This is a genomic window from Candidatus Methylomirabilis sp. (genome assembly GCF_028716865.1).
In the GTDB taxonomy this organism is placed as follows: Bacteria; Methylomirabilota; Methylomirabilia; order Methylomirabilales; family Methylomirabilaceae; genus Methylomirabilis.
In genome coordinates, this window is the sequence record NZ_JAQUOY010000013.1 from 33,281 (window position 1) to 47,532 (window position 14,252).

At 58.9% G+C, this 14,252-nt stretch carries 15 protein-coding genes and 1 pseudogene; 11 read left to right on the plus strand and 5 right to left on the minus strand.

Annotated elements, in window-relative coordinates; all coding sequences use genetic code 11:
* Positions 1-152: 152 nt before the first annotated feature.
* From PHV01_RS06755 to PHV01_RS06770, 4 genes are all read left to right on the plus strand, one after another.
* On the plus strand, positions 153-401 hold the full coding sequence (locus PHV01_RS06755) for a DUF465 domain-containing protein (RefSeq protein ID WP_337290391.1): 249 nt from the start codon (positions 153-155) through the stop codon (positions 399-401).
* A complete protein-coding gene (gene moaC, locus PHV01_RS06760) occupies positions 398-895 on the plus strand; it encodes a cyclic pyranopterin monophosphate synthase MoaC (RefSeq protein ID WP_337290392.1) in 498 nt (165 codons plus the stop codon). The genes PHV01_RS06755 and moaC overlap by 4 nt, the downstream gene beginning before the upstream one ends.
* A 52-nt stretch (positions 896-947) precedes the next feature.
* Positions 948-2,087 carry an acetoin utilization protein AcuC gene (locus tag PHV01_RS06765; protein WP_337290393.1) on the plus strand — a complete coding sequence of 380 codons (1,140 nt, stop codon included), beginning with the start codon at positions 948-950 and terminating at the stop codon, positions 2,085-2,087.
* 130 nt (positions 2,088-2,217) lie between these two features.
* A complete protein-coding gene (locus PHV01_RS06770; RefSeq protein WP_337290394.1) occupies positions 2,218-2,508 on the plus strand; it encodes a zinc-ribbon domain containing protein in 291 nt (96 codons plus the stop codon).
* A 152-nt stretch (positions 2,509-2,660) separates the two neighbouring features.
* Here the strand turns inward: PHV01_RS06770 and PHV01_RS06775 are convergent, their stop codons facing one another.
* The 5 genes and pseudogenes from PHV01_RS06775 to PHV01_RS06795 form a co-directional block, all read right to left on the minus strand.
* Positions 2,661-3,053, minus strand: a complete 393-nt coding sequence (locus PHV01_RS06775) for a type II toxin-antitoxin system death-on-curing family toxin (protein ID WP_337290395.1) — start codon at positions 3,051-3,053, stop codon at positions 2,661-2,663.
* Positions 3,050-3,247: a DNA-binding protein gene (locus tag PHV01_RS06780; protein WP_337290396.1), complete on the minus strand. Its 198-nt coding sequence runs from the start codon at positions 3,245-3,247 to the stop codon at positions 3,050-3,052. The genes PHV01_RS06775 and PHV01_RS06780 overlap by 4 nt, the downstream gene beginning before the upstream one ends.
* Before the next feature lie 334 nt (positions 3,248-3,581).
* Positions 3,582-5,432: an AIPR family protein gene (locus PHV01_RS06785; protein ID WP_337290397.1), complete on the minus strand. Its 1,851-nt coding sequence runs from the start codon at positions 5,430-5,432 to the stop codon at positions 3,582-3,584.
* A 321-nt stretch (positions 5,433-5,753) separates the two neighbouring features.
* Positions 5,754-6,011, minus strand: a complete 258-nt coding sequence (locus PHV01_RS06790; RefSeq protein ID WP_337290398.1) for an SHOCT domain-containing protein — start codon at positions 6,009-6,011, stop codon at positions 5,754-5,756.
* A 266-nt stretch (positions 6,012-6,277) separates the two neighbouring features.
* Positions 6,278-6,391: pseudogene (locus PHV01_RS06795) on the minus strand (integrase); the annotation flags it as partial.
* Between the two features lie 140 nt (positions 6,392-6,531).
* On the opposite strand from PHV01_RS06795, the gene selA reads away from it, so the two are divergent.
* The 7 genes from selA to PHV01_RS06830 all read left to right on the plus strand — a co-directional run bounded on the left by selA (position 6,532) and on the right by PHV01_RS06830 (position 14,185).
* Entirely contained in the window at positions 6,532-7,947 is a 1,416-nt protein-coding gene (selA, locus tag PHV01_RS06800) for an L-seryl-tRNA(Sec) selenium transferase (protein WP_337290399.1), read from the plus strand.
* A 19-nt stretch (positions 7,948-7,966) separates the two neighbouring features.
* A complete protein-coding gene (tmk, locus tag PHV01_RS06805) occupies positions 7,967-8,674 on the plus strand; it encodes a dTMP kinase (protein ID WP_337290400.1) in 708 nt (235 codons plus the stop codon).
* Positions 8,661-9,725: a DNA polymerase III subunit delta' gene (gene holB / locus PHV01_RS06810; protein WP_337290401.1), complete on the plus strand. Its 1,065-nt coding sequence runs from the start codon at positions 8,661-8,663 to the stop codon at positions 9,723-9,725. The genes tmk and holB overlap by 14 nt, the downstream gene beginning before the upstream one ends.
* Positions 9,722-10,621 (plus strand): regulatory iron-sulfur-containing complex subunit RicT, encoded by a 900-nt coding sequence (ricT, locus tag PHV01_RS06815; RefSeq protein WP_337290402.1) that lies wholly within the window; start codon positions 9,722-9,724, stop codon positions 10,619-10,621. Before holB ends, ricT begins: the two co-directional genes overlap by 4 nt.
* Positions 10,618-12,558, plus strand: coding sequence for a methionine--tRNA ligase (gene metG, locus PHV01_RS06820; RefSeq protein ID WP_337290403.1), 1,941 nt, complete (start codon positions 10,618-10,620; stop codon positions 12,556-12,558). The genes ricT and metG overlap by 4 nt, the downstream gene beginning before the upstream one ends.
* A complete protein-coding gene (locus PHV01_RS06825) occupies positions 12,559-13,329 on the plus strand; it encodes a TatD family hydrolase (RefSeq protein ID WP_337290404.1) in 771 nt (256 codons plus the stop codon).
* 634 nt (positions 13,330-13,963) lie between these two features.
* A complete protein-coding gene (locus PHV01_RS06830; RefSeq protein ID WP_337290405.1) occupies positions 13,964-14,185 on the plus strand; it encodes a hypothetical protein in 222 nt (73 codons plus the stop codon).
* Positions 14,186-14,252 lie beyond the last annotated feature (67 nt).

The window sequence follows — 14,252 nt, forward strand, 5'->3', positions numbered from 1 at the left end:
GTCCCTCACAACATATGCCTGCCTTTACGCATGAGCAGTTTAGCCTCCCAATGCTGAGAGGCGCTCGTCATCGCGAGCCTTTTGGCGTTGAGCTCCATTCAGTTACGAGAGGTTGTCATCGCGGTCAAAATCCACCCGAGAGGAGGTAAAAGATGGAAGAGACGGAGGCGCAACTCTTTGCTCGTCTCAGGGAGGAGCATCCGGAGTTCCAGCGGCTGGCCGAGAAGCACCGAGAATTTGATCAGAAGATCAGCGAGTTTGACCGAATCTATTACCTGACGAGCGAGCAGGAGCGAAAGCGGAAGGAACTACAGAAGCTGAAGCTGACGATCAAAGACCAGATGCATGTGATTATGCATCAATATCGGCGCAACCATACGCCGGCTACGTCCCAAAAATGAAGCGGCTGACTCACATCGACCGACACGGCCAGGCCCGCATGGTCGATATCAGTGAGAAGGATGAAACCAGGCGGGAGGCCGTAGCCGGCGGTACAGTTACGATGCAGCCCGAGACCCTTCGTATGATCCAGAAAGGAAGAGTCCCGAAGGGCGATGTCCTGGCCGCTGCCAGGCTTGCCGGGGTCATGGCGGCAAAAAGGGTGCCCGACCTCATTCCACTCTGTCATTCTCTCCTGCTCTCCAGCGCCGAAGTCGAGTTCACGCCGGTCGAGGAAGCCGGGCGCCTCGACATCGAATCCCGGATCAAGGTCACGGGCCGAACCGGAGCAGAAATGGAGGCCCTCACCGCTGTGGCGATGGCAGCCCTGACCATCTATGACATGTGCAAGGCGGTGGACAAGGAGATGGTGATCGGCTCAATCCGTCTGATCGCCAAAACGGGGGGGAAGAGCGGGGTGTATCGTCGGCCTGGCGAGAACGGAGTCGAGGGCTGAGAGGCCCCCGCAAAGGATTAAGGGCCCAGACATACCGCTCTTGGCGTTCAGGATGCCTTCAGGACTGAGGACAGCGTTCATTTACACCCCACGGTTCCTGGAGTTCGACTATGGACCGGGGCACCCCCTTCGCAATGAGCGACTTGAGTTGACCTATGATTTGATCAGCGCCTGCGAGTTACTACCCATTCCCTCTGCCCGCTATGTCGAACCTGAACCCGCCACCGACGAGGAACTCCTGGTCTTTCTGAAGCCCGACTACCTGAATGTTCTCAAGGCGGCCGATGCCGGTCACCCTCCGTTGGAAGCATTCCGGTACGGTCTTGGCACCTCCGACAACCCAATCCTGCCGGGAATCTACCGGTGGTCTGCGCTGGTGGCCGGCGCCTCGCTGCTCGCCATGCGCCTCGTGGAATCGGGTGAGGTGAGAACGGCGTTGAACATCTCCGGGGGTCTCCACCACGCCGGACCGGGAAGCGCCTCCGGGTTTTGTTACATCAACGATGCTGCGCTGATTATCGCTGACCTCTGTCGGCGTGGGCATCGAGTAGCCTACGTGGACATCGACGCGCACCACGGCGATGGTGTCCAGTGGGCATTCTACGACACGGATCAAGTGTTGACACTTTCAATTCATGAGAGCGGCCACACTCTGTTTCCTGGTACCGGGTTCGTGGAGGAACTTGGTGAAGGGAAGGGGGAGGGGTACTCAGTCAACATCCCCCTTCCGTCCTCGGCGGACGACGAGATCTTTCTTTGGTGTTTCAATGAGGTGATCCCGCCTCTTATAGACGCCTTCCAACCCGATATCCTGGTTACCCAGCTTGGAATCGACGCACACCGGACCGATCCCCTCTCCCACGTCGGGATCAGTCTTGGGGCATTCGTCCAGACAGTCCGGCGCCTGAAGGGTGTGTGTGACCGGTGGGTAGCACTCGGCGGAGGCGGATATGACCTGAGGAACGTCGCTCGCGCCTGGACCGCCGCCTGGGCCATCATGAATGATCGTGAGCCACCGGCCTTGCTCCCGGAATCCTTTCTGGCCAGGCATGGGGGGCTCGGGTTCAGCGACCTTACATTTATAGATGCCCCTGCAATCATTGAGGGGAAGGCCAAGGCGCGTGCCTGGGAGGAGGCCCGAGAAACGGTAGGACTTCTCAGGCAGTTAGTGTTTCCGCGGCACGGCATCTGACGTTGGATCTTAACCCAGGGGGAGGGCCTATGACGAGGCGAAGGTAGAGGCTAGGCGGGAACGGTACGAGTGGAGCGTTGAGGTACGGGAGTAGCGCAAAAACGGGCTTCGGTTTGGCAGGAGGCAGCCAATGGCATTCCAGGATAGGTCACTGACGTGTGTCGATTGCGGGCAACAGTTTGTGTTTACTGCGGGGGAGCAGGAGTTTTACGAGCAGAAGGGATTCATGAATGAGCCGAAACGGTGTAAGGGCTGTAAGGCGGTACGCAAAGGGACAGGCGGCCATGGCGGCCCCCGCCAGGAGTACGAGGTCGTCTGCTCAGCCTGTGGCCAGCAGACCTCCGTTCCTTTCAAACCGATACTCGATAAACCGGTCTTCTGCAAGCCCTGCTTCGTGGCCAAGCGATCGGCGACGGCGTGAGATGCGCAAATCTGAATAACCTGTTGTTGTAAGCGTGTGCGAAGGGCCGGGCGAATAGATGGCAGCCCGGCCCTTCGCTTTCCGTATGCGATCACGGAGTAGTTGGTCGCATAACACCGCTATGAGCTATCGGCGGAACGCTAAGCCCGCCGCTATGATGGCTTGCGAAGGATATGCGAACTTACCCACTCGGTGAAAGCGTCGCGCTCCAATGTACCTGACGCGAGCCGCAGCATAATCGCCTCCTGCTCATCTATCGAAGCATGGAGTTCATAACCGTTCAGCAGCAGGAATACTTCCATGGCGGCGTGCCCCGTGCGCTTATTGCTATCGCGGAAGGGATGATCCTTCACCAGCGAGAAAGCCAGGGCCGAAGCTTTCTCTGCAATCGTGGGATATACCTCCTGGCCACTGAAAGTTATGCGCGGTTGCGCCAGCGCCGACTCAAGCCCTTCTAAGCTGTGAATGACGACTGCGCCGCCCGATGCAGCCATCACCTGCCGATGTAACTCCAGCAGTTCGGAAAGCGTGAGATACCGAATCAAGCGAGCCGCCGGTAGAGTTCAGCGTTCTTTTTGAGGACCGTATCGATCGCGCGCTGAAACGCTTCGTCCGGGCGGTTGAGCAGTTCTTCGATGCCGACACGAGCCAACTCTTCCGGCGCAATCTGAAAGCGGGCCGCGATTGCCTCGAGCTGGCGCAGGCGGTCATCAGAGAGGGTGATGGTGATGGTTGTCATGGGTACCTCCATGAGTAAGGATACCATCGGATTTGGGTTAATGCCAGTATCGAGCGTACGCCACTTGGCGGGCCTAGACATAATGACTGCTGGTTGATAACGCGTATTAGTAGGATCAACCTGGTGAGTGTTGGCTCTGTCTTCGCAGGTCCTTTCCCCACTGGAGGTAATGCCCATGTAGCTCGACCAAGCCGCAGAGCCCCTTGACGCCGGAAGTCATATCAACGGTTCCACGATGAGCTACGGCGGGCCGTCTACCGCGGAGTTTCACGTAACCGCCCACGCCCATGGCGGCCCACTACCAGCTCCATCGCGACTTTGGCACGCCCCACTCCTATTCCTCGGGTGCGGCCCACTCGATTTCATTATCAAGGTTCTCGAATGCCTTAAATGGATCCACCTGCGACAGTTTTAGCGCAGCCAGACAACTTTGATATGCCGAGGCCATGTTCTCATTCGATTTACTTTCTAGGGACATGAAACGGTCCTTTAATTCACGCTTGACTTTAGAGTGGTAATTATCCAACCAAGAACAGACCTGCTCTCGAAAGAGTTTCTTGCCTCCCCAGAGGGTTGTTCCGAAAGTTATGATGTCGCCGTGCCTCTCCTCCTTTGCCAGGTAGCGTGTGAGCAGCGCCATTGTATAGTAAGTGAGGCTGCCCGGCTTTGGGGCCCCTGGGTTAGGCTCAAGGCCAAGGTTCTTTTTGAGCACCACACCGAGGACATTGTGAAGATTCTGAAGAAAGACACAAAACGCTATAGAACTCACGCGGGATGGCGCGAACGTCTTCGCGTACAACCTATCACTTTCGAAGATGTCATTCGGATGATGGGCTGCGTGGATCTCTCCTGCTACCGCAGCGATGGATCGAGCGAGATCGACGATCGAAACATAGGAGCCAGCCGTCTGGGCATAGATGTCTGCGAGAAGCTCCGGGTTCGTTCGCTCCAGCTGCTCAAAAGCGCCCTCCTGTCGCTGGTAGAATATATTGTGCCTACGAAAGCGTTGCTCCAGTTCGAGTTGTTCCGAGTCGTTCGCCCGGAGCGCAGCGGCGGAAATCGAGTTTTGGCGGTTGTTCGCAACGGTGACCCGCCTCACGAGTTCTTCGCTCTTTGTCGTAATCACGCGAACAGGAATGCGAACACGCTTCCAAAGATCCTCGTTGAGTTTCCCCTTGGCAGATGCGTCCGTTGCGAACATATGGGCTGTCTTTATCGTCTGACAACCATTCAAAACATACGGGTCGCGCACCCTGCAGAGCCCATTGTCGACTTCCGCCTCGCGGGCAAAGATCGTCACCCCATTGTGGTAGAATGCGAACAACTCAGGCGAATCCTCTCCTTGCGTCACGAGGCGCTTGAGTGTCTCTCGAATCTTTCCCGATGGTCCGGTCTCGACATTTGCCTTTCTGCTGATAAAGTAGCGGATGTTCTTAGAGAAAAGCTCGCTGCGTCTCTCGTTGTATAACTTGACCAATTCCGCAAGGACCCCTATGCCGTAGAAAAAGGCTGCATCCTGTCCCGAATGAGTCGTCCTGCACGAGACTGCCTCTAGCGTCAAGTTTGACCAGACGGGCGGTGCCTGTACGTCCGAGACATGGAACGCGAAAGCGGCGGGTCCCAGAAACGACGTTGTGACGGTGTGCTCGGAGAGGTGCTCCAAGGCTGCCTCAAGCAGCATGGCGCGCGCCGGCTCCGTCTTCTTATAGATATACTCCGGATCTTCGCCGGAAAGATGGATAACGACAAAGTCGATGGCGAGCGCACTACGCTCTTCATGTGAAAGCCGGTTTAGCGTTGCACGTAGATTCACGACCACCTTGTTCTCCAGAAGGGCGATGCTTTCCTCGCCTCGAAGGAGCCTAGCCACCAGTGGGACTCCCTTTCTTGCAACTTCCCGAAAGCCCTCGGCGATCAGGGCATGCTTGATGGTGTACTTGCTCTGGATGATCACAAGGCGATTGCGACCTTCGTCGCGGTGCAGATGAAAGGCGTCGATCGCAGAGTCATGCCCCTTGGGGCCTGACTCAAGTGCGGGGTCCGAAGTTTGCGCGATGGCTACCGTCTCGGCGATCTGAAACCTGCGGGTCAGATACCACGCGGGGAAACAATCCTCGGCCTTCCCACCATAGGCCGTTTTTACGCGAAATGCCTCCACCTGCGTTCGGACAAGGGTCGAGTCCATGTACCCTCCTGTTGAGATACCCCTGTGAGGCGTTTGTATCACTGGTCGAAACCCAAGGAAAGGGGCAAGGGTGAGCCTGGCGGGTCTGCCGAACGCCCTGCCGCTCAGCCGCGAGCGGCACTTCCATTTCTCGCCATTAATCCGACCTCGACCGCACCGCTCGACGGCTGCAGCGGCTTGTGAGGCGGCTTAGCTGAAGGCTCACCGGCTGCGGAGATCAGAAGCCCCAACAGCCTTCAGAAAGAACGAATACGCCAACCCAAAAGCGCACAAAGATACGCGAGGCGACCGTGCGCCTCTGGATGCTCACAACAACGGTAGCTAAGCTCCGAGTAGCCGTGACTTGCGAGTTGAGAACTCCTCTTCCGTTATGACACCGGAGGCCCTGAGTTCAGCTAGCTTGCGGATTTCGTCTGCAACGGATCCGTCCGCCGTCAGAGGAGAACGCCCAACCTGATCCTCAGGAACGTAGCCGTCTTTCAAAAGGCTCTTCCGATACTGATCGTTCGCAAAGAACGGAAACGCGAGCCATGAGAGCCCCCACGTAACGATCGCCAGCAGGAAGGCTAAGATGCCCATTCCCCACAGCCCCTTCGCTACATACCAAAAACACCCAGCGAAGAAGCAAGGCCATGAAAAGCCTCGGAATACGGGGACTCTATCCTTATTAACTGGATGGACGAGCGTGCCTGCCGGTTGAGACATAGCTACATCTCCCTATAGACTCGAGGTCACTCAGTCGTTTCGCCTACGTTCGACCGGTGCGTCCGCCTAACTAATGAGGAGATTGATCAGCCTATCTCCATTAGCTATTTTCGTAGTTAATGCAGATTATATTGTGTTCTTTAGCGGTTAGCAAGGAATTTCTGATTCAAGACGTGGGTATGGATCATCATAGGGCTGTAATCCCGATGACCGAGCAACTCCTGGACCGTCCGGATATCGTAACTCTCTTCTATCCGCGCCATGCCTACCGCGAGGCAGGGGAGGGAACGGCGGGATGCGGAGTTGAATCGGGCGGGTAAGTGTGATAACGTGACAAGAAAGCAGCTATCAGCTAACGGCTTTCAGCGATCAGCTATTGGAGAAAACAGCTTCCGTGGATAATCGGGCCAGACTGTTGCTCAGACAACTTCCCTCGGTCGATGAGATCTTGCAGGAGCCGTCGATCCGAGAGACGGTTCAGACGCTGCCGCGCTGGGCGGTCATTGAGGCGATCCGAGAGGTGTTGGAGCGTTGGCGGCGAATGATCACCACCGGGCAGTCCGAATCGACGCCGGCCGATCTGCCGTCCAGGGCCGCTCTGGTTGCCGAGGCGCAGCGGATCGCGCTGCGGCTGAATCGGCCGGCCCTGCGGCGTCTCATTAACGCAACAGGTGTGGTCATTCATACGAACCTCGGTCGCGCCCCGCTTGCCGAGGTCGGTATCGAGCGCATGGTCGAAGTGGCTCGGGGGTACTCGAACCTGGAGTACGACCTTGAACGGGGGGACCGGGGGTCCAGGCAGGCCCATGTGGAGCGGCTCTTATGCCGCCTTACGGGGGCCGAGGCCGCACTTGCGGTGAACAACAATGCGGCGGCGGTGCTGCTGGCTATTAATACGCTGGCCGAGGGGAAGGAGGTCATCGTCTCGCGTGGCGAGTTGGTGGAGATCGGCGACTCGTTTCGGATTCCCGATATCATGCGCCGCGCTGGCGGCATCCTGCGAGAAGTGGGAACTACCAACCGAACCTATCTGAGAGATTACGAGGACGCGATCGGGACGGCGAGCGCGATGCTGCTGAAGGTTCACACCAGCAACTTCCGAATCCAGGGCTTTGCCAGCCAGGTTCCTATAGCCTTATTGGCGAGCCTGGGCGAGAAGACCGGCCTTCCGGTAGTAGAAGACGTGGGCAGCGGTGCCCTCGTCGATCTGTCACAGCTCGGGCTTTCCAAGGAGCCGATGCCTTCGGAGAGCATCCGCGCCGGAGCAGACCTGGTGACCTTCAGCGGAGACAAACTGCTGGGAGGACCTCAGGCAGGCCTGATCGCGGGGAAGCGACTGCTGGTCGAGAAGCTCCGCCGCAATCCGCTGGCGCGTGCCGTGCGGATCGACAAGCTCACGCTGGCTGCCTTGGAGGCGACGTTGCGCCTTTACCTCGATGAGGGGCAAGCCTTTTCCCACGTTCCGGTGCTCCGAGCGCTTGCCATGCCGCTTCAGGAGATCGAGCAGCGAGCCGAGCGTCTGTGCGACCGTATCGCCACGCTCGCCTCGGGTCATCTTGAGGTCTCTGTTATCGAAGGTACCTCGGAGGTCGGTGGTGGCGCGCTGCCCCTCGAGTCGATCCCGACGCGACTGGTGGCCGTACAGGCCGCCCATCTGACCGCACCGGTCTTGGAGGGACGCCTGCGCCGGACCGACCCGCCGGTGATGGTTCGGATCAAGGACGATCGGATCATCCTGGACCCTCGCACCGTCTTGGAAGATGAGCTGGACACACTGGCCAACCTAGTGGCCTCGGTTGCAGTGCCGTAGGTGGTGCGAGGCGTGAAAGATGAACGGACTGTTTATCACCTTTGAGGGGGGCGAGGGGTCCGGGAAGTCGACCCAACTCAAGCTGTTGGCCAATCGAATTCGGGCCTTCGGCAAAGAGGTCATTGAAACTCGAGATCCAGGCGGGACCGCCATCGGCAAGGAGATTCGGACGCTCCTGCTCCATTCCCCGCTTAATACATGCGGGGACAGGCCGGAGTCGCGGCCCATCGCGGCTGCCACGGAGTTGCTGCTGTATGAGGCCAGCCGCGCGCAGCTTGTCCGGGAGGTGATCGCTCCTGCCCTCGCGCGCGGGGCAGTGGTACTTTGCGACCGTTTTACCGATTCCACGCTGGCGTACCAGGGATTTGGAAGAGGCATCGACCTTGATCTGATACGGCAGTTGAGCCGGTTCAGTACCGATGGGCTTGTCCCGGACCTGACCGTCCTGCTGGATCTCGACCCGAAGATCGGACTGATGCGGTGCGGAAGAGGTGCCGGCGTCGATGCGTCAACAGGGCTCAGCACAGGACTGTCGTGCTGGGACAGGATCGAGGCCGAGCCGCTTGCCTTTCACCAGCGGATCAGAGAAGGGTACCTTGCCCTGGTACGCGAAGACCCGGATCGCATCGCCATGATCGATGCCGGCTTGGGTGTGACCGAGATCGAGACGATCGTGTGGAATCAGATCATCCGTCTTCAAGATCGATGCGGTTATGCCGTTTCGTGATCTGATCGGACAGGCGCGAGCCATTCGGTTCCTTCACCGGGCGCTCACGACCGGGCGGATCGCCCACGCCTATCTCTTCAGCGGGCCGGTAGGGGTGGGCAAGCAAGCCGCCGCGCTCGCCTTTGCCCAGGCGCTCAACTGCGAACAAGTTGCAAGTGTCGAGTTTGGAGTTTCGAGTGGTTACCCGACACCCGACACCCGACACCCGACACCTATGGATGGATGTGGGGAGTGCCGCGCTTGTCGCAACATCGCCAATGGACAGCATCCGGACGTACAGGTAATCGAGCCGGACGGTGCGACAGTGAAGATTGAGCAGATCCGGACCCTTGAGGCCGATGCGGCTCTGGTCCCATACGAGGCTCAATGGAAAGTATTTATTCTCAATCGGTCGGAGAGAATGACGGAGCAGGCAGCCAATGCTCTCCTCAAGACCCTGGAAGAGCCACCTAGGAGAACTGTGTTCATCCTCCTGACCAGTACGGTGTCCGCCCTGCTTCCCACGATCGCCTCTCGATGTCAGACAGTTACCTTCTCCCCGCTCCCGCACGGACAGATCGAGGCTCTCCTGACAGAGAAGGGGATGGAGCCGTCTCGGGCCCGACTGATCGCCTCGTTGAGCCAGGGCAGTATCGAGCGGGCGCTGAGCCCCGAGATGTCGTCCCTGCCGACGACGAGGGATCTGCTGCTCGAAGGGCTTGGGCGAGGGCTTCAGGGTGGACCCGCCGCCCTCGTTGAATTGGCCGAGAAGCTGGCGAAGGATCGGGAGAAGCTTCAGCAACAGCTGGAAATCCTTTCGGCCTGGCTGCGCGATCTCATGGTTGCGAAGGCATCCGGACGGCGGAATTGGCTTGTGAACGATGATCGCCACGAGGCGGTCACCCGCCAGGCGGAGGGCGTACCCCTGGACGCCATCCTGGACGGCCTTCGCGCGGTCCACGCCGTGATGGAGAACCTCGTTCGTAACGCGAACCCGCGCCTGTCGATGGAGGATCTGTTGCTCCGGCTGCGCGAACTGCTCCCGTCTGGCCTGTTGTCGGTGTCCGCATGAAAACAGTACGCATTAGCTTGGGAGAGACCGAGTACCAGGAGCAACACTACGATCCGCGAGGCGTGAAATTAAAGCCGGGCGATCAGGTGGTGGTCGAAACCAAGTGGGGACAGGGGCTGGCCCGGGTGCTCGCCACCTTCCCGATGTATCCCAGTCAAAAAGCCGCGGAACCGCTCCCAGCCGTCCTCCGTGTGGCAACGACGCGGGATCGCGCCAATGAGGAACGGATCAGGCGCCTGGAAGTCGAGGGGAAAGCCTCTTGCTTGCGGAAGATCACAGAACGGGAACTGCCGATGAAGCTGGTTGATGTCAAGGCGAGCTTCGACCGGAGCAGAGTGACCTTCTACTTTTACGCTGATGAGCGGATCGATTTCCGCGAGTTGGTGAAGGAATTGGCCCAGCAGCTCCACACCCGTATCGAGATGCGACAGATCCGGGCCCGGGATGTCGCCAGCAAGTTGGGCTGCGTTGGCCCGTGCGGCCGACAGCTCTGCTGCAAAACCTTTCTGAAGGAGTACGAGCCGATCTCAGTCCGGATGGCCAAGGACCAGGGCCTCCCCCTGAATCCAAGTAAGCTGGCGGGGATGTGCGGGCGGCTGAAGTGCTGCCTTCGCTACGAACACTCCATGTACGAGGAGCTGAAGCGGCGCCTGCCCAAGGTTGGTTCCCCCGTTGAGGCGCCTGAGGGAGTGGGGATTGTAAAGGCGAGGAACATCCTGACTGAATCGGTGGTCGTCGAACTGGAAGACGGCGCGCAGATCACTGTGAAGGCGGCTGACCTGATTCACATCGGTCCCCCCCTGGACGAGAACTCACCCCGGAATAGTTGCGGCGGCGGAGGCTGCAGCAGTGGCGGCTGCGGAGTTGACGTTGCGCCGAACCGCGATCACTCATGAGTGACGAGAGCTTTTACCTTACCACCCCGATCTATTACGTCAACGCCACCCCGCATCTGGGACACGCCTACACCACGATCCTGGCCGACACGATGGCCCGCTTCCAGAAGCTTCGGCTGGGGCCTGAGCGGGTCTATTTCCTCACCGGTACCGACGAGCACGGCGACAAGATCGCCCAGGCGGCCGCACAGGGCGGCGAGACTCCACAGGCCTATGCCGACCGGATCAGCGGCATCTTTCAGGAGACGTGGAAGCGGCTGGGGCTTGCGCCGAACCAGTTCATTCGCACGACCAGCGAACCTCACAAGCGCGCCGTACAGCGGTTTCTGCAACAGATCTACGATACCGGGGATATCTATTTCGGAGAGTATGGCGGCCAGTATTGTTTTGGCTGCGAACGGTTCTACACTGAGAAGGAGTTGCAGGACGGCAAATGCCCCGATCACCAGACGGCCCCGACCTTTATCAAGGAGCAGAACTACTTCTTTCGGATGGGGAAGTATCAGGATTGGCTGATCGAGCACATTCGCCACAATCCCGACTTCATCCGGCCGGAGCGCTTCAGGAACGAGGTCCTGTCCTTTCTGAAAGACCCGCTGGAGGATCTCTGCATCTCCCGGCCTCGAACCCGCCTTGAGTGGGGGATCCCGCTTCCCTTCGACGACAAATACGTCACCTATGTCTGGTTCGATGCCCTCATCAACTATATCTCGGCGTTGGACTGGCCTGAGGGCGAGACATTCCGGCGTTTCTGGCCCAGTGTCCAGCATCTGATCGCCAAGGATATCCTGAAGCCGCATGCGATCTACTGGCCGATTATGCTGAAGGCGGCCGGACTGACGCCGTATCGGCACCTGAACGTCCACGGCTACTGGAAGATCGAAGAGGCCAAGATGTCCAAGAGTCGCGGCTCGGTCGTCCGTCCGCTCGATCTGGCTGACAAGTACGGCGTCGACGCCTTTCGCTACTTCGTGCTGCGGGAGATGACGTTCGGCCTGGATGCCGGCTTCAGTGAGGAGGCGCTCGTGGCCCGACTGAACGCGGACTTGGCCAATGACCTGGGGAATCTCTATAGCCGTGTGCTGAAGCTGATCCAGCGATACTACGATGGGAAAATCTCCGAATCGCCTGGGGGCGGGGCGCTGGCTGATGCCACGCGGACCGCTATGGTGGACGTGACAGCGGCTACGGAACGCTTCGCATTCAGCGAGGCGCTGGCGGCTATCTGGAATCTGATCTCGGCTACGAACAAATACCTGGTGACCAACGAACCGTGGAAGCGGGACCCAGGGGATGCTCAGACGAAAGCGGTCCTTTTCAACGCAGCAGAAACCCTCCGCGCGATCGCCATTCTCCTGTGGCCGTTTCTTCCCCAGACCGCAGAGCGGATGCTTCAGGGGTTGGGCATCTCGGAGCCAATCGGATCGATTCGCGTCGAGGAGGCGCTCTCATCACCGTGGCATCTCGCGTCACGGCAGTGGCAAGTTCAAGAGGTGCAGCCCCTCTTCCCCCGTATCGAGGCGACCGCTCCCCGCTTAAAACCCGCGGGGACAGGCGCAAAGCCGGCACCAGAAAAAACGGAATCGACTGCTGTCCCCGAGTCCGTAGCCGAACAGATCGCTATCGAGGAGTTCCGGCGCGTCGACCTGCGCGTTGCGGAAGTGATCGAGGCGGCGGCGATCCCGGGATCGAAGAGGCTGGTCAAACTGCGGGTGAAGCTTCAGAATGAAGAGCGGACCGTTGTGGCCGGTCTGAAGGAGCACTATCCGCCGGAAAGCTGGGCAGGGAAGCGAGTCATCATGGTGGCCAACCTGAAGCCGACCAAGCTGATGGGGATCATGTCTCATGGAATGGTGCTCGCCGCCGAAGACGAGGCAGGCCGAATCGTACTGCTCACACCGGAGGCGCCGATCGCCTCGGGTTCCAAGGTCCGCTGAGTGTTTATCGATACGCATAGCCACATCCAGATGCGGGAGTTCGAGTCCGACAGGGCCGCGGCGCTCACGCGGGCCGAGGCTGCCGGGATCGGCCTGATGCTCGCGGTCGGGTATCACCTTGAGGCAAGCCGTCTGGCGGTAGAGGCTGCGGAACGCTACCCACAGGTCTACGCCAGCGTCGGCATTCATCCCCATGATGCCAAACAGTACGATGATGCGGCTGAAGAGACCCTTCGATCCCTCGCCAAGCAGCCCAAGGTGGTGGCCATCGGTGAGGCCGGCCTCGACTTCTATCGCGATCGCTCGCCTCGCGATGTTCAGGCTGAGGCGTTTCGCTGTCAGATCCGCCTAGCCAGAGAGCTGGACCTGCCGCTCATCGTCCACGATCGTGACGCCCATCGCGAGACGATGCAGATGCTGGAGACGGAAGGGGCCGAGCGCGTGGTTTTGCACTGCTTCTCCGGGGATCTCGCCATGGCTGAAGAGGCCTGGCGGAGAGGCTACTACGTCTCAATCGCCGGTCCGGTGACCTATCCCAAGAACGAGGCCCTCCGCGAGGTCGTACGGAAGGCTAAGACGGATCGCCTCCTCTTGGAGACCGATTGCCCCTATCTCCCTCCCCAAACGTTCCGAGGCCAGCGCAACGAGCCGGCCCATCTCCTCCACACCGCCCAAGAGGTCGCCAGGCTTCTGTATATGCCGCTGACCGAGCTAGGTCGCCTGACCACCGAGAATGCCCGCCATCTGTTCCGACTCCCTCCATTGGAATGAGTGCCAATCACTCTACTATAAAGTTTCTTGGGTCTTCTCCCAAGTGAGTGGGTAAAAATCAGGTAATAAATTGTCGAAGGTTAGCTTGGGATGACGCTGCCGGGCCTCCAGCCTGCAGGACGTAGCCAACGAACTGCATCTGAGCTGGAATGTCAGGGGACGATGCGGATCATCAGTGTCATCAAGGACCCGTCGGTGATTCGGGATAGCCTCACTCATCTGGGACTATGGCTGGCAAGCGCAAGCCCGCCACCAAAAGCTCACGCCACGCCAATCCGGGAATACGCCGCTTGCGATCGACAGCTTCACATACACACTGATACTATCTACGGCGACCCCGACTACACCCGGGATGACTACAGACAGTCATCACGCATTGTGAAAAAGAGGTGCGCAAGAGCGGTATGTCTGAATCGTGCGCAATAATACCCTCTTGCCGGGTGATTCGACCACAAGATGAGCTGATTACTCAAAGGAGCAGTCGCCGACCCATTTTTCCCTTATCTAACCGCATCGTCAGCCACTGTTTTTTGATGTATAATATCCCTTGACAAGCAAAAACATCTTTCCTATACTTCCAGCCATCGAAAGCAATGTCTTATAAACTGTCAACCAACTCAACAGGAGGAAGACAATGGCGAAGTCGAAGGCCGAGCTCTCCGAGATCAACGTGCGGCAGATTTCTTCCCTTGTGAAGAAGGACATCGCTTCTCTGCAGGCTCACGCGGATCGCCTCACCTCATTCCTGAAGTCGCCGGGCGCAGTCGCCCTCAGAATCTGCGAGTGCTGTATCAACGTATCCAAGCCCGATCCCGGGACAGAGCCGCAACGCATTCGTTCGGCACGACGTAAGTAAGGTCGGCCCGAGCGTGGCTCCTCCGGATGTTCTATTCGAACGTCACCCTACTCGCTCGTTCGAATGG

Bases quoted from the DNA above. Each gene is read 5' to 3' on its own strand.
- PHV01_RS06755 (WP_337290391.1), top strand. From the start codon at position 153: ATGGAAGAGACGGAGGCGCAACTCTTTGCTCGTCTCAGGGAGGAGCAT.
- moaC (WP_337290392.1), top strand. From the start codon at position 398: ATGAAGCGGCTGACTCACATCGACCGACACGGCCAGGCCCGCATGGTC.
- PHV01_RS06765 (WP_337290393.1), top strand. From the start codon at position 948: ATGCCTTCAGGACTGAGGACAGCGTTCATTTACACCCCACGGTTCCTG.
- PHV01_RS06770 (WP_337290394.1), top strand. From the start codon at position 2,218: ATGGCATTCCAGGATAGGTCACTGACGTGTGTCGATTGCGGGCAACAG.
- PHV01_RS06780 (WP_337290396.1), bottom strand. From the start codon at position 3,247: ATGACAACCATCACCATCACCCTCTCTGATGACCGCCTGCGCCAGCTC.
- PHV01_RS06785 (WP_337290397.1), bottom strand. From the start codon at position 5,432: ATGGACTCGACCCTTGTCCGAACGCAGGTGGAGGCATTTCGCGTAAAA.
- PHV01_RS06790 (WP_337290398.1), bottom strand. From the start codon at position 6,011: ATGGGCATCTTAGCCTTCCTGCTGGCGATCGTTACGTGGGGGCTCTCA.
- tmk (WP_337290400.1), top strand. From the start codon at position 7,967: ATGAACGGACTGTTTATCACCTTTGAGGGGGGCGAGGGGTCCGGGAAG.
- holB (WP_337290401.1), top strand. From the start codon at position 8,661: ATGCCGTTTCGTGATCTGATCGGACAGGCGCGAGCCATTCGGTTCCTT.
- ricT (WP_337290402.1), top strand. From the start codon at position 9,722: ATGAAAACAGTACGCATTAGCTTGGGAGAGACCGAGTACCAGGAGCAA.
- metG (WP_337290403.1), top strand. From the start codon at position 10,618: ATGAGTGACGAGAGCTTTTACCTTACCACCCCGATCTATTACGTCAAC.
- PHV01_RS06830 (WP_337290405.1), top strand. From the start codon at position 13,964: ATGGCGAAGTCGAAGGCCGAGCTCTCCGAGATCAACGTGCGGCAGATT.